We start from the raw sequence: 23402 nt of genomic DNA, 5'->3' as shown, positions 1-23402 counted from the left end.
TCATTATGGGAGACACATATGACATTTCGCGGCACTTCGCTAAGCCTCGCATTCGGGCTTATCCTTGCATCCTCCACCTCATCTTTCGCCCTCACCGAAATCAGCTGGTGGCACGCCATGACTGGCGCCAACAACGAGGTTGTTGAAACCCTCTCCAAGGAATTCAACGAGAGCCAGAGCGAATACAAGGTGGTTCCTGTATTCAAGGGCACCTATCCCGAAACACTGAATGCGGGCATTGCCGCGTTCCGTGCCAAACAGGCGCCGCACATCATGCAGGTTTTCGACGCTGGAACGGGCGTCATGATGGGCGCTGAAGGCGCTATCAAACCGGTTGCCGACATCCTCTCCATGGGTGGCGCAAAGTTCGACAAGAGCCTCTATCTGCCGGGTATCGTTGCCTATTATTCCAAGCCAGACGGCACCATGCTGTCCTTCCCCTACAACAGTTCGTCGCCGATCCTTTATTACAACAAGGATATCTTCAAGAAGGCAGGACTTGACGAAAATAACCCGCCCAAGACTTGGCCCGAGGTTTGGGAAGCAGCCAAGAAGATCAAGACCAGCGGCGCGGCCAAATGCGGTTACACCTCCACATGGCTGACATGGATTCACACGGAAAACTTCGCCGCATGGAATAATCTGTCCTACGGCACCAATGAAAACGGCATTGCCGGAACCGATGTCGAGCTGAAGATCAATGCACCGCTCTTCGTCAAGCATTTCCAGGAACTGGCTGATCTGGCCAAGGACGGCACATTCCGTTATGGCGGCCGCACCTCGGAAGCCAAGCCGCTGTTCCTGTCGGGCGAATGCGGTATCTTCACTGAATCGTCAGGCGGCCTCGGCGACGTGGTCAAATCTGGCATGAACTACGGCACGGGCCAGCTTCCCTATGAGCCCGATGCCAAGGGTGCGCCGCAGAACACAACACCCGGCGGCGCCAGCCTTTGGGTATTCGGCGGCAAGACCGATGCGGAATATAAGGGCGTAGCAGCCTTCTTCACCTTCCTGTCGCGCACCGACATTCAGGCCCGCCTGCATCAGGTATCGGGCTATCTGCCGGTAACGCTTGCTGCTTACGAGGAAACCAAGAAGTCGGGTTTCTACGACAAGAACCCTGCCCGCGAAATTCCAATCAAGCAGATGATGGGTAAGGCGCCGACTGAGAACTCCAAGGGTGTGCGTCTGCCAAATCTGCCACAGGTGCGTGATATCGAGAACGAAGAGTTCGAAAACATGCTCTCCGGCAAGCAGACTGCCCAGCAGGCCCTCGACAATGCCGTCAAGCGCGGCAATGCGGCCATCAAACAGGCTAACGGCCAGTAAGCGCCTATTCATAAACATCCCGTCCGCATTCCCAGCGGGCGGGATAATTTTCAAAAGGGGCAATCATGGCATCGTCAACGCGCGTCACTTTTCCAAACAAATTTCTGCCTTATCTGCTGCTGGCGCCGCAGCTCGCCATCACGATTGTCTTTTTCTACTGGCCAGCGTCCCAGGCCATCCGTCAGTCGGTCCTGCGGGAAGACCCATTTGGCCTTTCAACCCAGTTTGTCGGGCTTGGAAATTTCAAACGCATCCTCAATGACCCCAACTACCTGAACTCGCTTCAGGTGACGGTTGTCTTCTCCATCGCCACAGCCGTGATCGCCATGGGTTTTGCCCTGATGTTTGCCGTCATGGCCGACAAGGTCATCCGTGGCAAAGGCATTTACCGCACGCTGATGATCTGGCCTTATGCGGTGGCTCCGGCCATCGCCGGTATGCTCTGGCTGTTCCTGTTCAATCCATCCATGGGCACATTTGCCTATATGCTCCGCTCTGCCGGATACAATTGGGACCCGTTGCTCAACAGCGGTCAGGCAATGCTGCTCGTGGTTGCCGCTGCGGCCTGGAAGCAGATCAGCTACAACTTCCTGTTCTTTGTTGCCGGACTCCAGTCGATTCCAAAATCACTGATCGAAGCCGCCGCCATTGACGGCGCGGGTGAAACCAAGCGTTTCTGGACCATTGTCTTCCCGCTGCTTGCCCCGACAACATTCTTCCTTCTGGTGGTCAACACCGTCTACGCCTTCTTCGACACATTCGGCATCATCCACGCCGTTACGGGCGGCGGCCCCGGCAAGGCAACGGAGACACTGGTCTACAAGGTTTATAATGACGGCTTCGTCAATCTGATCCTCGGCGACTCCGCGGCACAATCAGTCATCCTCATGGTCATTGTTATCGGTCTGACGGCGATCCAGTTCCGTTATGTCGAGCGCAAAGTTCATTACGGCTGAGGGGAAAAGACATGATCCAGAACAATCCCATCAGCCGTATCGTTGCCCATATCGTCCTGATTATCGGCATCCTGATCGTGGCCTTCCCGATCTACTACGCCTTTATCGCATCAACACAGTCGCTGCAGGACATTATGCGGCCGCCGCTGTCGTTGCTGCCCGGCGGGCATTTCTGGGAAAATTATACAACGGCGCTTTTCGGTGGCATTGGCCGTATCGGCGGCGTCGGTGTCGGCCGCCTGCTCATCAACACAACGATCATGGCGCTGGCAATTGCCGTCGGCAAGATCATCATCTCAATTCTGTCAGCCTATGCCATCGTGTTTTTCCGATTCCCCGGTCGCATGATCTTCTTCTGGTTGATCTTCATCACACTGATGCTTCCGGTCGAAGTGCGCATCCTGCCAACCTACAAGGTCATGGTCGATCTCGGTCTCATCGACACCTATACGGGCCTTACGGTTCCACTCATGGCATCGGCAACGGCAACGCTGCTGTTCCGCCAGTTCTTCATGACCATACCGGGTGAACTGGTCGAGGCGGCGCGTGTCGATGGTGCTGGCCCATGGCGCTTCTTTAAAGACATCCTGTTGCCCCTGTCGAAAACCAATATCGCAGCGCTGTTCGTCATCCTCTTCATTTACGGCTGGACCCAATATCTCTGGCCGCTGCTGATGACAAATCGCAATGACATGACAACCATCGTCATCGGTCTGCGCAAAATGATTTCCTTCGCCGATGCCGATACCGAATGGCATCTGGTGATGGTGACCTGCATTCTGGCCATCCTCCCCCCGGTCCTCGTCGTTGTCCTGATGCAACGCTGGTTCGTGCGCGGTCTGGTCGAAACGGAGAAATGATTTCACATGGCAAGTGTTGAACTTACAAATGTCCGCAAGGTCTATGCCGGAGCCGTCGAGGCGGTAAAAGGCGTCGACATCGCAATCAAGGACGGCGCGTTGTGCGTGCTTGTTGGCCCTTCAGGCTGCGGGAAATCGACGCTTCTGCGCATGATCGCCGGACTGGAATCGATCACTGACGGTACGGTCAAGATCGACAACAAGGTCGTCAATGATCTCGGGCCAGCCGAGCGCGACATTGCCATGGTCTTCCAGAATTATGCGCTTTATCCGCATATGAAAGTCTATGACAATATGGCTTACGGTTTGCGCAATCGTGGCATGCCGAAGGATCAGATTGACAAGCGTGTACGTGAGGCAGCCGCAACACTTGAACTCACGCATCTTCTGGAGCGCCGCCCCAAGGAATTATCGGGTGGCCAGCGCCAGCGCGTGGCCATGGGCCGTGCCATCGTGCGCAACCCGAAAGTGTTCCTCTTTGACGAGCCGCTTTCTAATCTGGACGCCAAGCTGCGCGGCCAGATGCGTGTCGAAATCAAGAACCTGCAGCGCCAGCTCGGTGTGACCAGCGTCTATGTCACCCACGATCAGTTGGAGGCGATGACGCTCGCCGATATTCTTGTGGTCATGAATGCCGGTGCTGTCGAACAGATTGGCGCGCCACTGGATATCTACGAAAAGCCAGCCAGCACATTCGTGGCAAGTTTCATCGGCGCACCGCCAATGAACCTTATTCCGGTGACATCGGACGGCTCGGGATTGATCCTGAAAGACGGCACCCGGATCGGGGCGCAGGGTCTGGCGGTGACCGACAAGGATGCAATCATCGGTTTCCGTCCGGAAGATCTGGAAGTTGCCACCGGGACAGAGTCGCATGTTGGCGGCCTTTTGCTTGACCTCAAAGTGCTGGGTGTCGAGCCTGTCGGTGCGGAAAGCTATGTCTATGGCATTATCGGCGGCGAACGGGTTGTCGTCCGCGTTGCTGGTCGTTCGGTATCACAGCCCGATGACCATCTCAGGGTCATCATCCCCAAGGAAAAGCTGCACCTTTTTGGCGGCAACGGAAAACGCCTCTAAGGCGTCTTAAAGTGATCACTCCCCTCCACCATCAAGGCAGAAGGGAGTGAGATTATCATTTACCACGCTGGAACAGCAGCACCCTTGTACTTGTCGAGGATGAACTGCTTGACCGGATCGGAATGGTAGGATTCGATCAGCGTCTTGACCCAAGGCTTGTCCTTGTCGGCTTTACGAACGGCGATCAGATTGACGTAAGGTGCCTTTTCGCCTTCCTTCAGGATCGGGTCTTTCATCGGGTCAAGACCAGCTTCAAGCGCATAATTGGTGTTGATCGCGGCGGCATCAACATCATCGATCGAACGCGGCAACTGGGCTGCATCAAGCTCGACGAACTTGAAGTTCTTCTTGTTCTCAACAATATCGGCAAGCGTGACTTTAAGGCCAGAACCTTCCTTCAGCTTGATGGCGCCTTTGTCCGCGATGATGAGCAGCGCGCGGCCGCCATTGGTCGGATCGTTCGGAATGGCAATGGTCGCACCATCGGCCAGTTCGTCAAAGCCCTTCACCTTCTTCGAATAAACGCCCATCGGGAAATTGACAGTGTAGGCGACATCAACCAGATCAAACTTGCGATCGGCAATCTGGTTGTCGAGATAGGGCTTGTGCTGGAAAGAGTTGGCATCCAGTTCACCATCATTCAGCGCCTGATTGGGCACGACATAGTCGGAAAACTCGAAAATCTCGATATCAAGACCCTTTGGCTTGGCGATTTCCTTGACCTTTTCCATGATCTGCGCGTGTTCGCCGGGCGTTACGCCAATCTTGATCGTTTCGGCAAGCGCACTGGTGGCGCTGAGAATTGCCGCCAGCGCAGCTGTGGCGAGGATTTTCTTCAACATTTTACTCTCCTGTTTTAACAAAACTCAATTCAGCGGGGACGAATGCGCTTGTCGAACTGTCGCGCCAGCCGGTCGCCGGCGCTCTGGACAAGTTGTACCAGCACGATCAGCACAAGAACCACGACAGCCATCACGTCAGGCATAAAGCGCTGATAGCCATAACGGATGCCGAGATCGCCCAGACCACCACCACCGACCGCGCCGACCATGGCTGAATAACCGATCAGGCTGACAATGGTCAGTGTTAACGCCGATGCAATGCCGGGCCGCGCTTCCGCCAGCAGAACCTTGAACACGATCTGAACCGGGCTTGCCCCCATGGCGCGGGCCGCTTCCGTCAATCCCGGATCGACCTCGCGGATTGCTGATTCAACCAGCCGCGCAATAAAGGGAATGGTTGCGATAGTCAGCGGGACAATTGCCGCCGTCGTGCCGATTGAGGTTCCGGCGATCATCCGCGTGAACGGTATGATGGCAACAACCAGAATGATGAAGGGTGTCGAGCGCGCGGCATTGACGATAAGCCCCAGCACCTTGTTGGTTGAAGGCGCAGCAAAAAGCTCGCCCCGCTCACTGGTGGCCAGAAAAACGCCAAGCGGAATACCGAAGAGCGAGCCGATCAATCCAGCGATGGCAACCATGTAAAGGGTCTGCCCTGTGGACTTCACGAGCAGTGCGAAAATATCAGCGGACATAACCGACAACCTCCGATGACAGGCCATGATCGGCGAGAAAGCGTCGGGCCTCGACTATCCTTGCCTCATCCGCCAGCAATGAAACAACCAGCATGCCAAAGGGACGACCGGCAATCTCGTCAACCGCACCCGCCATAATATTGACCTCAATACCGAGATCGCTTCCGAGCCGTGCAAGCATGGGCTCTGTGGCGTTCTCACCCTTGAAGATGATGCGCAGGATCGTGCGCAGACCCGGTTCCGGCTTTTCCACCATCTGCCGCGTCAGAAACTCCGGCAGATGCAGTCCTGCGAGGCCGCCGAGCAGCGAACGCGTGGTCGCATGGGTATGACCGGTGAAAACATCGAAGGTCGGCCCCTGCTCGACAATGCGCCCGCCATCGATCACCGCCACATGATCAGCAATGGTTTTGATCACTTCCATCTCGTGGGTAATCAGAAGAACCGTAAGGCCAAGCTCCTTGTTGATCGTCTTGAGCAAGGCGAGAATAGAACGTGTCGTTTCCGGATCGAGTGCCGATGTCGCCTCATCGGACAAAAGCAGTTTTGGTTCCGTTGCCAAAGCGCGGGCAATACCAATGCGCTGCTTCTGCCCTCCTGAAAGTTCGGATGGGTAACGGTTGCGTTTGTCCGAAAGTCCGACAAGATCAAGCAGCGGTGTCACGCGCTTTTCAATAGTCTGCCTATCAATCCCGGCGATCTCGAGCGGCAGCGCAATATTGTCGAAAGCTGTGCGCGACGAAAGCAGGTTGAAATGCTGGAAAATCATGCCGATTGAGCGGCGCACGTCCCGCAAGCTTTTCTCGTCAAGCTCGGCAATGTTCACGCCATCAACAATGACACGGCCGCTGGTAGGCTTTTCGAGCCCATTGACCAGCCGGATCAATGTGGATTTGCCTGCACCGGAACGACCGATAATACCAGTCACTGAACCGCGCGGAACAGTCAGATCAACACCATCAAGCGCCGCAACTTCCACGCTGGTGCGTCCCGCCGCAAACCGTTTGGATACGCCTTCGAACGCCACCATGGGATTGGCCGCTTTGTTCAATCCATCACCCATGACCTCTTGGGATGGTTTTCCAGTCTTCCGTGTCACAACCGTCATACTCAATTGCGCTGCATTCGCAGCTGCCCTGTTGTCTGTTTGCGACTGTCTATACCGATCAGGTCGAGATTTCGATAGAGCCTGTGGACTTGCGTGAACATTTTCGACGGAAGAAATGTTGATTTTATCGAACTGTGGGATGGATTGTTCTCATGAACAACGCAGTTTTCTTGCCACTTTAGTTCTAAATAATGAATTAAAACAACCACTTACCTCACATGATTCAACTCTGCATTTCTAGCGCGGCTTCGAAAAAGCAGGCAGCGTTGAGTGGCGTTTTTACGCGCAATCCATTTGAGGGTGAAGCAGCACGCACCGAGCCAGCCGGTGTATCGAGAAGATGGGCCTCCCCGACCGTGGCAACGGCCTTGCTCTCAAATCTGGAGGTGCTCTATGCGGTATAAACCGTTTAGCGTCACGCTAGTGGTGAAAAGAACCCGGACCGGCTGGACGCTGATGTTCCGGGTTCAATTCACTAGCTAGAACAGAGGGACGGGCGAAAGTCCGTCCCTCACTCCAGAACCTTACAACACCTCAATCACATTTCCAACCAACCACAGGTTTCAGATCAGGCTGCAAGCGCAAGTTTTGATGCATTCAGGCCACGTTCCAGATCACCGAGAATATCGTCAATATGTTCGATGCCAACCGAAAGGCGAATGTAACCTTCCGAAACGCCGCTTGCGCGTTGCTCGTCCGGTGACAGCTGGGAGTGCGTGGTTGTGGCTGGATGGATGGCGAGGCTTCGCACATCGCCGATATTGGCAACATGGTAGAAAAGTTCGAGCGCTTCAATGAATTTGCGCCCGGCCTGCAAACCACCTTTCAGCTCGAAACCGACCAGACCACCGAAACTGCCGGAAAGGTATTTTTCCGCCCTTTCGCGATCGATCCCGCTCTGCTGGGATGGATGGATAACCTTGGCAATCTCCGGTCGCTTTGCCAGAAAATCCGCAACCTTCTTGGCGTTTTCCACATGACGCTCAAGCCTGAGAGCCAGCGTCTCGATCCCCTGTATCGTCTGGAAAGCGTTAAAAGGTGAAAGCGCTGCACCGAGGTCACGCAACAGTGTCACGCGCGCCTTGATGATATAGGCGACCGGACCAATGGGCTTGACGGCTTCTGTCCAGACCGCACCATGATAGCTTGGATCAGGTGTATTGAGCGCGGGCTGACGTTCCGGAAATTTTTCCCAGTCGAACTGGCCGCCATCAACGATAATGCCGCCGATGGAGGTGCCATGACCGCCCAGATATTTGGTGGTGGAGTACACGACGATAGCTGCACCATGCTGCAGTGGACGCGCGATCAACGGTGCAGCCGTATTATCAACAATCAGCGGGATACCATATTCACGTCCAATGGCGGCAACTTCGGCAATGGGAAATACGGTGAGTTTCGGATTGGGAAGTGTTTCCGCATAATAGGCGCGGGTGCGCTCATCCGTGGCCCGGCGAAACGCTTCCGGATCTTGAGGATCGACAAAGCGCACTTCGATGCCCTGATCCTTCAGCGTATTGGCAAAGAGATTCCACGTACCGCCGTAAAGATCGGTGGAGCTGACGATATTGTCACCGGAACGCGCAAGGTTCTGGACAGCAATTGCCGAAGCCGCCTGCCCCGAAGCAACCGCGAGCGCGGCAATGCCGCCATCAAGCGCAGCAATGCGCTTTTCCAGCACATCGGTCGTCGGGTTACCAATGCGCGTATAAATATTGCCGAGTTCCTTCAACGCGAAGAGATTGGCTGCATGTTCCGTATCGCGAAACTGATAGGATGTGGTCTGGTAGATCGGCACTGCCACGGCACCGGTCGCGGGATCAGCCCGCCAGCCGGCATGCAGGGCGATAGTCTCGGGATGCAAATGGACTGCCATGGTTTTCGTCCTTGTGTTGGTGACGGGATTGATCACCTGTGACACTAGGAGAACTTGCAAAAGCGGGACACGCAGGCTGTTTCTTATTTAAGCTCGTTCCGGCAATCCTATGCTAAAAACCGACTAGAACGATCTAATCCATGCCGATTGGCCACGAGCAAAGCCGGGAATAGAGAATTCCATTCCCAGCTCCACGAAAGCCAACAGTCTGGGATCAGGCTGCCCGATACCGTTCCAGCCAATGGGCATAAGGCGATGGCAGCACCCATGACGGCTTTTCGACACCCAATTCCTTGGCGGCACGGAAAGGCCAATGCGGATCAGTCAGCAACGGACGCGCCAGCATGACCAGATCAACCTTGCCTTCCCGTACCAGCGCATCCGCTTCCTGCGGGGTGCTGATGTACCAGGATGTGGAGGCAGGCAGACCGGTTTCGCGGCGAACCCGTTCTGCGACTGGTCCTAGGAATGCCGGACCCCATGGAATGCTGGTCTTGCCAAGCGAGAAACCCATGCTGACATCGATAAAATCAAGGCCATTGTCTTTCAATAATTTGACAAGCTCAATGGCTTCGCTGAGCGTCTTCTCGTCCTGTCCATCATATTCGATAACGCCGAGGCGAGCAGTGAGCGGTAGGTTCTCAGGCCAGACAGCCCGTACCGCGCGAACGGTTTCGATCAGAAAACGGCTGCGGTTTTCAAAGCTGCCACCATATTCGTCCGTGCGTTTGTTGGAGTGCTCAGACAGAAAACTCTGGGCGAGATAACCATGGGCGAAGTGCAGTTCCAGCCATTCAAAACCGACGGCAAGCGCACGCTTCGCGCTATCAACAAATGCCTGCTGTACCCGTTCGATATCGCCCTTGGTCATTGCGCGTGGGACCTTTGGAAGTCCACCACCATAGGCAATCGCCGATGGTGCAATCGTCTCCCAGCCTCGTGCGTCATCTTCGGCAATATGGTCATCACCTTCCCATGGGCGATTGGCACTGGCCTTGCGTCCCGCATGGGCAATCTGAATGCCCGGAACGGCGCCCGCATCCTTGATGGTCTGGACAGCAGGCGCAAACGCCTTTGCCTGTTCGTCATTCCAAAGTCCGGCACAACCCGGTGTAATGCGGCCTTCCGGCGAGACGGCTGTTGCCTCAACAATCACCAGCCCCGAACCGCCACGCGCCAGCCCACCGAGGTGAACGTGATGCCAATTGTTGATCACGCCATCATTTGCCGAATACTGGCACATGGGCGACACCGCGATTCGGTTGCGCAATGTCACATCCTTCAGGGTGAAGGGGTCGAAGAGAGAGGCCATACTGTTACTCCGGTTTAAGAATCTTTTGGCTGGACGCCAATCATATTTCTATAGTTCGATATAATTCGAACAATAGCAATACACAAAATTTTGTGCTAGGAAGAGTGTATGAGAGAATATCGTCACCCCCAGATCACCGAAGTGCAGCTCGAGTCTGTGCTTTACGCCTTGAGCGACCCCATCCGCCTGTCGATTGTTCGACAGCTTGCGCGCGAGGGTGAAGCAAGCTGCGCCGCGCTTGAAAACGGACGCCCGAAATCCAGCGTGTCGCATCATTTTCGCGTGCTGCGCGAAGCTGGCATTATCAAGACGCGTAATGACGGAACGTCCCGCATCAATGAGTTGCGCGATAATGAACTCGCCGAGGTTTTCCCTGGATTGCTTCCCGCAATTCTTGCAGTGCGCAGCTAGGAGATTGTTGCGCGTCCAAAACCAACTGTGAGTGCGGGTGCCCGTAAGCAGCGGGATACGCAACAAACTCGTCGTGTATTCTGGTTATACCTTGTTTTATTACAAATATTGACGTTGCAAGCCTTACTTTTTACTTATGATAAGTATCCATCTTTCGATTTACAGGTGGGGATTACAAAACATTTCGCCAGGGGCGCAATATTGCTGCGGCATAAACCATAGAACCATAAAGACATTGGTAACTATTATAAAAAATGGTAAGCAAATTAACCAATGCCGAACGTAATAAAAATAGCATAGGGAAATATGAACTCGCCTGTCTGAGGTCCGTGGGTGCCACTGTCGAATTTCCATACACCTGACGCTATCCGGTCGATGTTCGGCATGCGGGGAACGATCAACCCTGCTGTCAAACGGCGTGTCTATGCTGAACAGATGGATGTGGCGCTAAGACTGGCGCCGTTTACCGTCGTTGTCGCCATGAGTGTGGTGTTCGTTGTGGCTTTTGTCTTCTGGGATCAGGGACATAAGCTCTATCTGGGAAGCCTCTCAACAATCGTCACATTGATGACCGCTGCATCGCTCTTTGCATGCTGGCAATGGTACAAGGTGCCGAAGGTCAAGGAGCTTAGCTTTGACGGCATCAAATATCTGATCATCACATCCGCCTGTTATGGCTTATGTCTGGCCAGCATCCCGCTAATGTTGTTTCTGGAAGCCGACGCTTACCATAGGTTGCTCATCGCCTGCACAGCTGCAGGCCTCATGGCAACTGGTATTGGTGTCGCTGTGGTTCCACTTGCAGCCATTGCCTTTTCGGGTGCGATTATCACAGGTTCGTTCTTCGCCCTCGCCTCAACCGGTGAGGATTTCTTTCTTTTCATCGCGATTCTGCTGGCGATCTACGCACTCTTCATCCTGTTCACCATTGTTCATATGAGCAATCTGATCGTCATGCGCACACTCGATCAGATCAAGGTTGAGCAGCAGAAGGAAGTTATCAGTCTGCTTCTTTATGACTTCGAAGAGAACGCCAGCGACTGGATCTGGGAAACTGATGCTGATCTGAAACTTCAGCACACCTCGCCCCGGCTTGCACAGATCGCTGAAAAAACCACCAAACAACTGCAGGGAATGCCATTTGCCCAACTCTTCAAGGTTGACCAGTCGCATGCCGAAGAAGCGGTAAAAGTCGGTTCTATCTGGCAGGCCATCGAGAACCGCACGACGTTCCGCAATCACATCCTGCCGATCAATATCAAGGGCGAGACCCGTTGGTGGTCACTTACCGGTAAGGCGATTTTTGACAATGCCGGGCAGTTCTGCGGCTATCGCGGTGTTGGCTCCGATGTGACAGCCGCCAAACAGTCGGAAGATCAGCTGTCCTATCTCGCCCGTTATGATGTACTGACCGATCTGCCCAACAGAACCCTGTTTACGGATCAGCTGTCGCAAGCAACCAAAGATCTAGAAGAGGGTCTTGCCGGATTTGCTGTCTTCTGTATCGACCTTGATGAGTTCAAGACGGTCAATGACAGCTTTGGCCATGGTATCGGTGATCAACTGCTGAAACAGGTTGCAGAACGTCTGCGCAGCACATCACCAGCCACTTACATAGTGGCGCGTCTCTCCGGTGACGAATTTGCCATCCTTGCCCCCGGCGCGGATCATGAGGATGCAACAACCCTGGCTCAGGATCTAGTCCAGACAATTTCTCAACCGTTCTGGATCGACGGTATTCAAATCAACATCCATATCAGTGTCGGTATTGCTCTTGCGCCGACTGACAGCGTCAACGACATCATGCGTTGCGCTGATCTGGCACTTTATCGCACCAAGAACGAAGGCCGGAATAGCTACCGCTTTTATGAAGTGGAAATGGATGCCCGCATTGAGGCCAAGCGGGCGCTCGCCATGGACCTGCGCGGTGCTTTGGCCCGCAAGGAATTCATTTTGCATTTCCAGCCGATTGTCTCGGCCATAACGCTCAAGACAGTCGGATTTGAAACGCTTCTGCGTTGGAAACACCCGGTGCATGGCTATATTTCGCCGGCCATTTTCATCCCGATTGCCGAAGAGACCGGCAATATTATTCCACTTGGCGAATGGATCATTCAGGAAGCCTGCAGAACAGCCGTGCTCTGGCCAGATGACATCAACGTGGCAATCAATATTTCAGCCATCCAGTTTCGCCACTCGGACCTTGCATCCATTGTTCGCGATGCGCTGACAACGAACAAATTGAAGCCCAATCGCCTTGAACTTGAAATCACCGAGTCGGTGTTTCTTGAAGCCAATGTCGCTGCCATATCCCTGCTTCGCCAGTTCCGCGCCATGGGTGTCAGCATCGCCCTTGATGACTTTGGTACGGGCTATTCCAGTTTGAGCTATCTGCGCAAAATGCCGTTCGACAAGATCAAGATCGATCAGTCCTTTGTGCGTGATCTTCCACACAACCGGGGTAGCCTTGCCATTATTCGCGCTGTCATGGGACTGGGCGCCAGTATGGGCATGAAGATCACAGCGGAAGGTGTGGAAACACGCGAACAGCTTGCCTGTCTGCAAAAGGAAGGCTGTGATCAGGTTCAGGGCTTTCTCTTCAGCCCCGCAGAGCCTTTTGAAAAAACCTCCGGCCTCATGTCATTTGACCGCGACCGTTACGAAGTCGCCAGCTGAAACCATCGCCCCGATGGGTCAAGCCTGACGTTTGGTCTTGTCCTGCACAACAGGACGATAGCTTGGTGACAGCCGCGAGTCCTTGGGCCAATAGGCCAGAAACCCCTTGATGACCTCACCCGGAATATCGAGCGGGTTATACTGATCCCGATCCACAAACATCAAAGACTGCTCACCATGGCCAAGCAGCCCCTGAGCCGCGCTGTGAATCTCGTGCTGCAATGTTACGAACTTGCGGTTGTGCTTGGCGATCTTGATGCGAACACTGATCTGTTCGAATTCCTTCGATTCCCGCCGGTAATCATGGGTGAAAGAGCGTGTAAGAATGTAGAAGCGTGTTGTTGCCAGATCAAAATCCGGCATGCAGACATTAAAAAACAGCTCACGCGCCTTGCCAACCCAGCGCACATAATTGGCGAAATACACATTGCCCACGGAATTGGTGTCGTCATAGGTCGGTGTGAGATGCATGACAAACCACTCACCATCGAAGCCATGCGATTGCGAGATTTCCTCCGAACCCGTCGCAGTGGTTAGCGGTGCGGCACTCATCATGCGGATCGGCTGATCAACAATTTCCACCGGAATAGCCTTCGACTTCGGGCCTATCAATTCGATGATGACAGGCAATGCGCCGATCAAACCGATAAACGGTGACAGGAACAGGAAGCCAGGCACGGGCTGGATATAACCCAGAACGAAGATCAAGGATGATCCGCAGCCAATGAGAAAGCTCAGCACGGGATCAAATTTCGGCTTAGCACCGAGCGCTTCACACACGAGATTGGCCGAGGCGCTGACGAACAATGTCGCAAAAGGCATCATGAAATACATGAGTGAAAAGTTTGCCGGCACTGCCGCATAGGCGACCCAGGCGGCACCAATCAGCAACCAGAGCGGTGATGATGCAATGCCATCGGGGATGAGCGCAAGCAATGGGCTGTTGCTGCGCATGTTTTTGCCGCGCAGATACCAGCTGGTAGCGCAGTAAAAACTGTCGACCGTCGATGCCAATGCGATGACAGTCCAGATGACAAAGGCGATTCCCAGATAGGTCGAACCATTTTCCGCAGAAAGCACAGCCGCTGCGGAAACAGATCCCTGCGCACTGGGCAAACCATCAATGGAAATAATGCTGCCAATGGGTCCCACCGCCGAGGCTGTCAGCGCATTGAGCAAAAGAAAGCCGAAGAACAGCAAGGCACCGGCACCATAGGCGAGGCCGACAGACCCACCCTCGCGCTTGATATAGACGGCACGCTGCCAGTGCTGGATGTCGAGCCAAGGGCCGAGCAAAAACCCGATCAGCGTTGGCATAACCAGACCATAAAAACGCGCATCGAAACTTTGAAGCGGCACACCGGGATAATCAGACGTTTGTCTCAGACCGACCAGCAGAACAATACCAGCGGCAACACCGACAATCATGTAGACGATATGCAGCAATTTGAGCTGTTGCAGGGACAGGGCATGTCCAATCGCACAGGAGACCAAAAGCAGGAAAGCGACGCCGATCGATGCACCCTCACCCACAATCGGTTGCCAGAGATAGGCAACAAACCCGAAAATCGTAACAACAAGCGCCGCCATCTGGAAAAGCAGAAAGACGCCAACATAGCGGCTTTCAATATCCTTCATGATCTGATCAGGCGTTCGCTTGCTGCGACCAAGAATATAACCGAATAGCCAGAGCCCGCCGACATTGGCAATCGCGAACCCGAAAAAGCCCAGCCAGCCATAAGTCAGGGTGACATGGATTGAATAGAAGAAACCCAATCCCCATAACCAGGATAGGCCAATTGTAGGCGCCCACATAAGATTTCGCACGAACGTCATGTCTATCCAGCTTTTCGAGAGTCGGTGATCGTCAACACCAACTTTAATCGACGTTATTCGTCGTGATAAGTCAATGATTTGCTCTTCGCAGTTGCGCAAAGAATCAGCATTTTTTGCTTTCTTTCCTATTGCAGGCACAAACAGTTTTCATCGGGATTTCCAGCCAGAATAACGTTGGGAATGCTGTCAGGACTGAAGGCTGAAGTCCCGATACGGACTGTTGCGCAATGGTTCCTCCAAGATACAGCAAAATCATAGCAGGAATCACCACAGATCCACGATTTATCGTCCGGGTGTGAAAGCGATATGTCAGCGAGCAGAGCGCGATTATAACAGGGATTCAATGCTGGCCAGATGGGTAATCAGCTTTTGATAACGCCCTTGCAAGGGTTGTCATGGGGTAGCTCGAATGGTCTAACCCCATGAGAACATTTGTAATCTGGAGGGGCCAACATGAACCAGAACATGCTTTACCTGATCATTGGTGGATTGATCGTGCTCGTCCTCGGGCTGGGTTTCTACATTTACGAGCAGAATACAAAGCCAACGGGGATCGAGTTAAAGATCGGCGAAAGCGGCGTGTCGGTTCAACAGAAATAGCACAGAAACAGCAGGCACCGGCTTCCATATCGCCGGTGCCTGTTGTCTGATTATAGGCCAGCAATCTTCCTGAGATCATCGACTGCGCCCGGCGCGGCAGCAAGAACGGGCGCGCCCTTGGTCAACCCATCTCCCTTCACCGGAAAAGGATGGTGCCAGCCGCCCGCTTCCTTGACGAGGCAATACCCGGCCATGCAGTCCCAGGCATGCATGTAAGGTTCGTAATAGCCAACCAGACGCCCCGCCGCCACATAGGCCAGCATGAGTGCGCCTGAACCATTGCGGATAAAATTGCCGCCCGCTTCCAGCAACTTTTCCACCAGCGACGCAACGACCGCCGGGGTGACATGATGATTGGCACCGATGCCCGTCACCGCATTCCGAATGGTTTTTTCAGAATCGATCATGAGCGGCTTGCCGTTCAGAGTCGCACCCATGCCAAGCGCTGAAGCATAAAGCTCATCATTGCAGGGCACATAAATCACCCCGACAACGATCTCCTCACCACGCATGGCCGCAATGGAAATACACCAGGTCGGCATGCCGTTGACGAAAGGACTGGTGCCATCAATCGGGTCAATGACCCATGTGAACTCCGAGGTTCCCTCGCTCACACCATACTCTTCGCCAAGCACTGCATCACCGGGATAGGTAGCGCCGATACGCGCACGGATCAGTTCTTCCACTTCCCGGTCGGCGATTGAAACCACATCCTGCGGATCAGCCTTGGTTTCAATAACCAGCCGCTCGCGCGCATTGAAATGCGCCAGTGCCACGGCTCCGGCTTCGATAGCCATCTTCTTGGCAAGGCCAAAACGGCCCTGCAATTCGGCTTGCGCATGCGATGTCATGATAGTCCTTTGAAAATACAGTTTCAGTTGTTGATGATAGCGATGCCACGGTGATGAAAACCGATGCTCACATTGGTTGCGGGAGCAAGATTGCGATCAACCGCCGGATCAACCACAAACAGTGTTCCGGATGCCGTTTCCACCTCATATTCCACATGATCGCCAAGATAGGCGGCGTGCCGGATGCTTCCGGCAAAGGCACCGTTCTCCTCCGGCTCCAGCGTAATTGCGTTCGGCCTCACTGCAATCTTTGCCGGCCCCGGCTTGGCATTGCGCCCCGGCACCGTATGTTCCAGCGTGCCAATGCGGATAATAGCCTTGCCGCCATCGCTGCGTAGCACTTCACAAGGCACCACATTGGCCTCGCCGATAAAGTCGGCAATAAATGATGAAGCCGGTGCCTCATACAATTCGCGCGGCGTCCCCTGCTGGGCAATCACGCCGTCCTGCATCACGATGATGCGGTCGGATACGGCAAGCGCTTCCTCCTGATCATGGGTGACATAAACTGCCGTGAAACCAAGCCGCTGCTGCAACTCGCGGATTTCTGTACGCACGCGGCGGCGCAGACGCGCATCGAGATTGGACAGGGGTTCATCCAGCAGCAACACTTGCGGCTCCAGAACCAGCGCGCGGGCAACGGCAACGCGCTGCTGCTGGCCACCGGAAAGCTCGGCCGGCAGGCGCTGGCCATACCCTGCAAGGCCAACCTGTTTAAGACCCTCTTCTGCTTTTTCGCGGGCATCAGATTTTTTCATGCCGGATGATTCAAGGCCATAAGCAACGTTCTCAAGCACCGACATATGCGGAAACAAGGCATAGGACTGGAACACCATCGACACATCGCGCTCATTGGCGGGCAGCATGGTCACATCCTTGCCGCCGATCAGGATACGGCCCGAAGACGGGTGCTCAAGCCCGGCCAGCATGCGCAGGGTCGTGGTCTTGCCGCAGCCGGAAGGTCCAAGCAATGTGACAAGCGTGCCGGGCTCGATGTCCAGCGACAGATCATGAATCGCCGTGAAATTTCCGAATTGTTTTTTGACATTGGAGAAAACGACAGAGCCGGTGCGATGCGTGGTCATGAGGCGGCCTTTTCTTTTGGGGTGGCAGACGGAACAAAGGCAGTTGCGACACGGTTTTCACGCCGCAGCTTTCGTTCGCCCACCAGAAGCTGGAAACAGGTGATGATGACGATCATCACGACAATCAACATGGAGGAATAGGCCACCGCCACGCCGTACTCGCCATTTTCGACCAGTCCGACAATGTAGGATGTCGCCATATTATACTCGGCGCTCACAAGGAATATGACAGCGCTGATTGAGGTGATGGCCCGCACAAAGGAATAGACGAGTGCAGCAACGATCGCCGGACGCAGCAGGGGCAGAATGACCTTGCGGATGGTACGGAAACTGGTTGCCCGCAATGTCAGCGATGCCTCATCGAGGCTCTTGTCGAGCTGGCTCATGGCCGCCACGCCGCCACGCACGCCAACGGGCATGTTGCGGAAGACAAAACAGGCAATGAGGATCAGCGCCGTACCGGTCATCTCAAGCGGTGGCAAGTTGAACGCCATGATGTAACTGATGCCGATAACGGTGCCGGGAATGGCAAAGCTCATCATCAGGGCAAACTCAAACACATTACGACCGACAAAGCGCTGGCGAACGATCAGATAGGCCGTCAACAGACCGACAGCGGCAGTCAGCGGGGCGGAGATCAGCGCGATCTTGATGGTCGTCCAGAACGAATTCCAGGCAACGCCGGTCCAGGCGATGGCACCATTCTCGAAACTGAAGGAGAATGCCCGCTGGTAGTGCTCCAGCGTCAATGTGTTGTCGAGACCCCATGTGCGCACGAAGCCGCCAAACAGGATCATGCCGTAGATGACAAGTGTGAAAATGATCCATGGAATGACAATCGCATGAACACCAATGGACAAAGATCGCGGCAAGGCGATATGCGCGCCGGAATCTCCCTTGCCCGTCACCGTGGCGAAGCTCTTGCCCGCCAGCCACACACGCTGGGCCAGAAACGCCGACAGTGTGAAGAAGAGAAGAATGATCGCAAGAACAGCCGCCCGCGACGGGTCATTCTGCGAGCCGACCACCGCAAAGAAGATTTCCGTCGACAGCACGCCGTGGCTGCCGCCAAGCACCAGTGGATTACCGAAATCCGCCATGCTTTCGATAAAGCCGATGAGAAACGCATTGGCGAGGCCGGGCTTCATCAGGGGCAGCGAAACCCGCCAGAATGTGCGCCAGCGGTCGGCACGCAGGGTCTGCGACGCCTCTTCCATGGATGGGCTCACGCCTTCCACAACGCCAATCAGCACAAGGAAGGATATTGGCGTGAAGGACAGGACCTGCGCGATCCATATGCCGGTCAGGCCATAGAGCCAGCGGCCCGGCTCGATGCCGAAGAAATTGGACAATTGCTGGGTCACAACACCCGCCCGGCCAAACAGCAGGATGAGCGCAAGGCCAATAACAAAAGGCGGCGTGATAATCGGCAGGATCGTCAGCAGACGCAGGCCTTTTTTGAACGGGAAGCGCGTGCGCGTTGCCACCAGTGCAAAACAAAGGCCGAGAAGCGTGGAACCGGAGGCGGAAAGAATGGCAAGAAACAGCGTGCGCCATGCAACGCCGCAGCGATTGCCGCCCACAACGCAATCAAGGCTCCAAATCGACGGGTCCTGAATATTGCGGATAAAACCGGATGGATCGAACGAGCCATCAACACTCTGAACGGAACCGATAAGCATGCTGCCGACGGGGTAGAACACGAAAATCGCGACCAGAAAGATCAGCAGTGCAATTGATGCAACGACAAACGCATCACCGCGCAGGACGCCCCGCTCGGCGAGCCCAAAGGAGAACATCAGGACAAACGATAACGCGACCAGACCGGCACCAGCGCCCATGGAGGGTTGCCCGTCCGCAAGCGTTCCGAACAGATGTTCGCTGATCGCCCAGGTCCAACCGGTAAAACCAACAGCCAGACCCTGCAGCACCAGAAACACAATGCCAACAGCCCCTGCACCGACAAGCAGATTGGCCCGCAAAGGCGAAACCTTGAAAGCGCGCGCGATCAGTCCCAACGCGAACAGAACGGCGATAATGATAAGTGTCCAGCGCCCATGATAAGCCATCTGCACGAGGCCGGGTGCCTCTGCCGGGCCGGACGGAAAATTGCCAAGCCAGCCGAAGCCATAGAAACCGCTTTCGATCCTGTACCACGGCACAAGCGCAAACCCGGCAAGGCCTATACCGAGGGCAATGTTCAATCTCCGGTCGCTACGTTCCATTGTGCTACCCAATACTGTCTTCAATGATGGAAATGGCAGTCGCGTGCCCGAATGCATAAAACCGGGCACGCAAAACTCAGGAAATCAGATCAATTGGCGCTTGCGCCGATTTCCTTATCCCAGCGCTCAAGCAATGCCTTGCGCTTTTCCGGATCGCCATAGGTCTTGAAGTCGTAGTCGATGAGCTTGATGTCTTCGAACTTCGGTGCCTCCGGCGGAACGACAGCTGATTTGTTCGAAGGCAGCTGGAAGGATTTTGCTTCCTTCATGTGCGATTGCACTTCGGCTGACAGCGCCCAGTCATACCATTTCTTCGCCGCATCGAGATTGCGCGCGCCCTTGATGATCGACATGGAGCCGATTTCGTAGCCCGTACCCTCGCACGGTGCCACGGTCTTCACAGGGAAGCCCTCGACAGTCTGTGCAACAGAATCATGCATGAAAACGATACCGAGCGCGGTCTCACCGCGCGCAGCAGCTTTCACTGGCGCAGAGCCGGACTTTGTATATTGGGACACATTGGTGTTGAGCTTCTTCAGGTAATCATAGGCCTTGTCTTCGCCCATGATCTGCACAAGCGAGGCAAGCGCCGTATAGGCGGTGCCCGACGAATTGGGGTTAGCCATCTGAATCTCGCCCTTATAGGACGGATCGAGCAGATCAGCCCAGCACTTGGCCTCCTTCAGGTTCTTTTTCTTGACGATATCCGTGTTATAGCCCCAGCCGAGCGCACCGGCATAAACACCAACGGTCCTGTAACCGGAACTTTCCGCCTGCTTCTTCGCCCAATCCTGCAACTGATCGAGCAGTGGTGACTTATATTCCTGCGTCAGGCCTTCGGAAGCCGCCTGCAAATGCGGATCACCTGTGCCAGCCCACCAGATATCAGTCTTTGGGTTACGCGCCTCGGCGCGGATTTTTGCATAGGTCTCACCCGATGACAGGCGCACCATATTGACCTCAATGCCCGTATCCTTCTCGAACATGCCCTTCATCAACTCGCAGATGACGACATCAGCCGAGCAGATCAAATTGAGATTGTCCGCAGCGTGCGCCTTTATTGGCATCATCTGGATACCAACGGCAAAAGCGGCAGCAATGGCAAAGACTGAACGCATGAATTTCTCCTCCCTGAAAAAGCGGCACCTCCATGCCGTCGCTTATTTTTGCAAGCGTGTGCAAAGCTTTCACACCCGAATACATCATGTCAAGTAAGCTCAGTACTTTTGTCTCAGAAAATATGAACACGTACATATTGCGAAGGAGCGCAAACGCGTGCAACCTATGATGAAACAGAAGATTGCCGGGTGGAACCTTTTTGAACAAATCATTCATCAGCGCTGAAGACGTTGCAAAACGGGCTGGCGTTTCGCGCTCGGCGGTTTCCCGCACATTCACGCCGGGAGCCAGTGTCTCCGAGGAAACGCGCCGACGCGTCATTGAAGCTGCTGATGCGCTTGGCTATCACGTCAATCAGCTTGCTCGCGGACTGATGCGCAGTGAAAGCGGCATCGTCTGCCTTGTCGCTTCGGAAATGGACACGCCCTATCGTGCCCGGCTGGTGCGGGAGTTGTCCCATGCCCTGCAAAGGGTCGGCAAGGTGTGCATGATCATCAACACCGACCGTTCCGATGGCAGTGTCGATGCGGCCCTGCGGCAAACTCTCAATTATCGCGCCGACGCCTCGATCCTGTTGTCGGGGCTGCCTGATAAGGCCATCACCAAACTCTGTCTCGACAGCGGCCAACGTATCGTTCTCATCAATCGGGACGACGACGTCGAAGGCCCGCTTTACATCAACCTTGATGACAGGCGCGCGGCGCGCGCGGTCGTCAGCGCATTTCTGCGGGCCGGTTGCCGGCGCCTGGCCTTTGCCAACTCTGCCGTCGGCACGCCGAGCCTGATGGCGCGCGAACGCGGCTTTGTCGCTGCAGCGGCAGAGTTCGGGCTTGAGGTGACGGTGATACGGCACGGAAATACAGTTTATAAGAGCGGACAACAGATTGCCCGCATGCTGTTTACCGAACCTGCCCGCCCTGATGCTGTTTTCTGCGTCAACGATCTGATGGCGTTCGGGTTGATGGACAGCGCGCGTCACGAGTTTTCGCTGCGCATTCCCGAGGACCTTTGTGTTACGGGCTTCGATGACATCCCACAGGCAAGCTGGTCATCCTACGCGTTGACCACTTTTACCCAACCTGTCGACGATATCGTGAAAAGCAGTGTGGAATGGCTGACGAGTACCGAAAATCCGACCGGGGCAGACAATCCCTCAATCAATCTGCACGCTCCAATGATCTGGCGTAAAACAATTCGCGGCAAACCAGCTTAATCAGTAGAAAAGCTTCCCCAGACGCTGAAACGGCCGCGCCCTGCCCGCTTGGCTTCATAAAGTGCCCGGTCTGCAAGATTAAGCAATTCGTCTGGCCCGCCCAAGGTCGCAGGGCTCATCAGATCGAGCACACTGACACCAATACTGACCGAGGTCTTGCCCGCCGGCGTTCCCTCATGGTCCAGTTGAAGACCCGCCACGGTATCAATAATCGTTTTTGCCACATCTATGGCATCGGCCATCATTGCGGCGGGTAACAGCGCGGCAAACTCTTCGCCGCCGAAACGGGCGACAACGCCTGTACCTTCCCTGACGACCCTGTTCAGGACACGCCCCACCTGCACGAGGCAGCGATCTCCGGCCATATGTCCGTAAACATCATTATAGGCTTTGAAATGATCAATATCGATCATAAGCAGAGCCACGGACTGGCCACGGTCAATGGCCTTGTCATATTCCCGTTTGAGCAGGCGATTGAACTTACGCCGGTTCGGCAGATCGGTGAGATGATCGCTTTCCGACAGTTTCTTCAACTTCCGGTTGGCTTCGAGCAGTTTTTGCTCCAGTTCCAGCCGCATCCGAACGGTCGATGAGAGCTGTTCCTCAATCAGTTTCTGACTGCTGATATCAACACTCGTTGCCAGAAGCCGCAGCGGCGATCCATCGGGCCCATATTCGACAATCTTGCCGCGGCTCATTATCCAGGCCTGTCCGCCGCTACCGCGTGGCACGCGATATATGGCTTCGAAATATGGCTTGCGGCCACTCACCACGTCTTCAAAAGCCTGAATGGCGCCCTGCTTGTCGTCAGGATGAACAATGTCCCATGCAATATTTTCCGTCTCCGGACTTGCCGGATCAAGCCCGAGCAGAGCACGGTATTGCGGGGATCGCCAGACACGGTTCGTCGCAATATTCATGTCCCATATCCATTGCCCCGCACTTTCCAAAGCATAGGCGGTGCGCTGTTCGACTTGCGCCAGCTGTTCAGACATCCGCTTCATATTGGTGATGTTGGTATAGGCGACGGATATCCCGGCCACTTCGCCAAGATCATTGGTAACAGGAGCGGCCGAAACCATGAAGGTTTCACCCGAGCGTTGAAGCTCGTGATCGGGAACGGGTTTTTCTTCCAAAGCAGTAACGAGGCTGACCCGGAGCAACGCCGCATGATCAGGCACAATATCCTCGACCAGACGGCCAATTGCATGGTCACTGCTGATGCCAAGCATACGCGAAAGCTGGTCGTTAACGGTAACAAAGACGCCATCGCGATTGAGATAGCAGAGCCCAACCGGAACCTTGTCATAAACAGCTTCGATCTGGAGCAA

19 protein-coding genes are annotated in these 23402 nt (G+C 54.7%); 8 read left to right on the top strand and 11 right to left on the bottom strand.

Annotation, left to right across the window (positions count from 1 at the left end; genetic code table 11):
• Positions 1-18 precede the first annotated feature (18 nt).
• From ugpB to ugpC, 4 genes are all read left to right on the top strand, one after another.
• Entirely contained in the window at positions 19-1329 is a 1311-nt protein-coding gene (gene ugpB, locus FHW17_RS07845; RefSeq protein WP_112529010.1) for a sn-glycerol-3-phosphate ABC transporter substrate-binding protein UgpB, read from the top strand.
• A 65-nt stretch (positions 1330-1394) separates the two neighbouring features.
• Entirely contained in the window at positions 1395-2285 is an 891-nt protein-coding gene (gene ugpA, locus FHW17_RS07840; protein ID WP_182509554.1) for a sn-glycerol-3-phosphate ABC transporter permease UgpA, read from the top strand.
• A gap of 11 nt (positions 2286-2296) precedes the next feature.
• On the top strand, positions 2297-3145 hold the full coding sequence (ugpE, locus tag FHW17_RS07835; protein WP_091877895.1) for a sn-glycerol-3-phosphate ABC transporter permease UgpE: 849 nt from the start codon (positions 2297-2299) through the stop codon (positions 3143-3145).
• Between the two features lie 6 nt (positions 3146-3151).
• On the top strand, positions 3152-4222 hold the full coding sequence (gene ugpC, locus FHW17_RS07830) for a sn-glycerol-3-phosphate ABC transporter ATP-binding protein UgpC (protein WP_091877896.1): 1071 nt from the start codon (positions 3152-3154) through the stop codon (positions 4220-4222).
• A gap of 59 nt (positions 4223-4281) precedes the next feature.
• On the opposite strand, the gene FHW17_RS07825 is transcribed toward ugpC, so the two are convergent.
• From FHW17_RS07825 to FHW17_RS07805, 5 genes are all read right to left on the bottom strand, one after another.
• Complete coding sequence (locus FHW17_RS07825; RefSeq protein WP_182509670.1) at positions 4282-5061, bottom strand: MetQ/NlpA family ABC transporter substrate-binding protein; 780 nt, start codon at positions 5059-5061, stop codon at positions 4282-4284.
• 32 nt (positions 5062-5093) lie between these two features.
• Positions 5094-5759 (bottom strand): methionine ABC transporter permease, encoded by a 666-nt coding sequence (locus tag FHW17_RS07820; RefSeq protein WP_182509553.1) that lies wholly within the window; start codon positions 5757-5759, stop codon positions 5094-5096.
• Positions 5749-6789, bottom strand: coding sequence for a methionine ABC transporter ATP-binding protein (locus FHW17_RS07815; protein WP_182509669.1), 1041 nt, complete (start codon positions 6787-6789; stop codon positions 5749-5751). The genes FHW17_RS07820 and FHW17_RS07815 overlap by 11 nt, the downstream gene beginning before the upstream one ends.
• Positions 6790-7435: 646 nt before the next feature.
• Entirely contained in the window at positions 7436-8743 is a 1308-nt protein-coding gene (locus FHW17_RS07810; RefSeq protein ID WP_182509552.1) for a PLP-dependent transferase, read from the bottom strand.
• 214 nt (positions 8744-8957) lie between these two features.
• Positions 8958-10055 carry an NADH:flavin oxidoreductase/NADH oxidase gene (locus FHW17_RS07805; RefSeq protein WP_182509551.1) on the bottom strand — a complete coding sequence of 366 codons (1098 nt, stop codon included), beginning with the start codon at positions 10053-10055 and terminating at the stop codon, positions 8958-8960.
• A gap of 108 nt (positions 10056-10163) precedes the next feature.
• Between FHW17_RS07805 and FHW17_RS07800 the strand changes: the two genes are divergently transcribed.
• Positions 10164-10466, top strand: a complete 303-nt coding sequence (locus FHW17_RS07800; protein ID WP_091877900.1) for a metalloregulator ArsR/SmtB family transcription factor — start codon at positions 10164-10166, stop codon at positions 10464-10466.
• 333 nt (positions 10467-10799) lie between these two features.
• Positions 10800-13142, top strand: a complete 2343-nt coding sequence (locus tag FHW17_RS07795) for an EAL domain-containing protein (protein ID WP_112529000.1) — start codon at positions 10800-10802, stop codon at positions 13140-13142.
• Between the two features lie 18 nt (positions 13143-13160).
• On the opposite strand, the gene FHW17_RS07790 is transcribed toward FHW17_RS07795, so the two are convergent.
• Positions 13161-14957, bottom strand: a complete 1797-nt coding sequence (locus tag FHW17_RS07790) for a thioesterase family protein (protein WP_246706757.1) — start codon at positions 14955-14957, stop codon at positions 13161-13163.
• Positions 14958-15431: 474 nt separating this feature from the next.
• Here FHW17_RS07790 and FHW17_RS07785 point away from each other — a divergent pair, with 474 nt between their 5' ends.
• Complete coding sequence (locus FHW17_RS07785) at positions 15432-15578, top strand: hypothetical protein (RefSeq protein ID WP_182509550.1); 147 nt, start codon at positions 15432-15434, stop codon at positions 15576-15578.
• 50 nt (positions 15579-15628) lie between these two features.
• Here the strand turns inward: FHW17_RS07785 and FHW17_RS07780 are convergent, their stop codons facing one another.
• From FHW17_RS07780 to FHW17_RS07765, 4 genes are all read right to left on the bottom strand, one after another.
• Positions 15629-16429, bottom strand: coding sequence for an inositol monophosphatase family protein (locus tag FHW17_RS07780; RefSeq protein ID WP_112528996.1), 801 nt, complete (start codon positions 16427-16429; stop codon positions 15629-15631).
• A gap of 23 nt (positions 16430-16452) precedes the next feature.
• Complete coding sequence (locus FHW17_RS07775) at positions 16453-17514, bottom strand: ABC transporter ATP-binding protein (protein WP_182509549.1); 1062 nt, start codon at positions 17512-17514, stop codon at positions 16453-16455.
• Complete coding sequence (locus FHW17_RS07770) at positions 17511-19739, bottom strand: iron ABC transporter permease (protein ID WP_112528992.1); 2229 nt, start codon at positions 19737-19739, stop codon at positions 17511-17513. The genes FHW17_RS07775 and FHW17_RS07770 overlap by 4 nt, the downstream gene beginning before the upstream one ends.
• An 89-nt stretch (positions 19740-19828) precedes the next feature.
• Entirely contained in the window at positions 19829-20857 is a 1029-nt protein-coding gene (locus FHW17_RS07765; protein WP_182509548.1) for an ABC transporter substrate-binding protein, read from the bottom strand.
• 200 nt (positions 20858-21057) lie between these two features.
• On the opposite strand from FHW17_RS07765, the gene FHW17_RS07760 reads away from it, so the two are divergent.
• Entirely contained in the window at positions 21058-22071 is a 1014-nt protein-coding gene (locus tag FHW17_RS07760) for a substrate-binding domain-containing protein (RefSeq protein WP_182509547.1), read from the top strand.
• On the opposite strand, the gene FHW17_RS07755 is transcribed toward FHW17_RS07760, so the two are convergent.
• Entirely contained in the window at positions 22068-23402 is a 1335-nt protein-coding gene (locus FHW17_RS07755) for a diguanylate cyclase (protein ID WP_182509546.1), read from the bottom strand. The two genes, FHW17_RS07760 and FHW17_RS07755, sit on opposite strands and share 4 nt — an antisense overlap.

The organism is Phyllobacterium sp. P30BS-XVII (genome assembly GCF_014138335.1).
GTDB classification, from domain to species: Bacteria; Pseudomonadota; Alphaproteobacteria; order Rhizobiales; family Rhizobiaceae; genus Phyllobacterium; species Phyllobacterium meliloti.
Note: the sequence above shows the minus strand (reverse complement) of the source record. Positions and strands in the feature narration are given on the sequence as shown.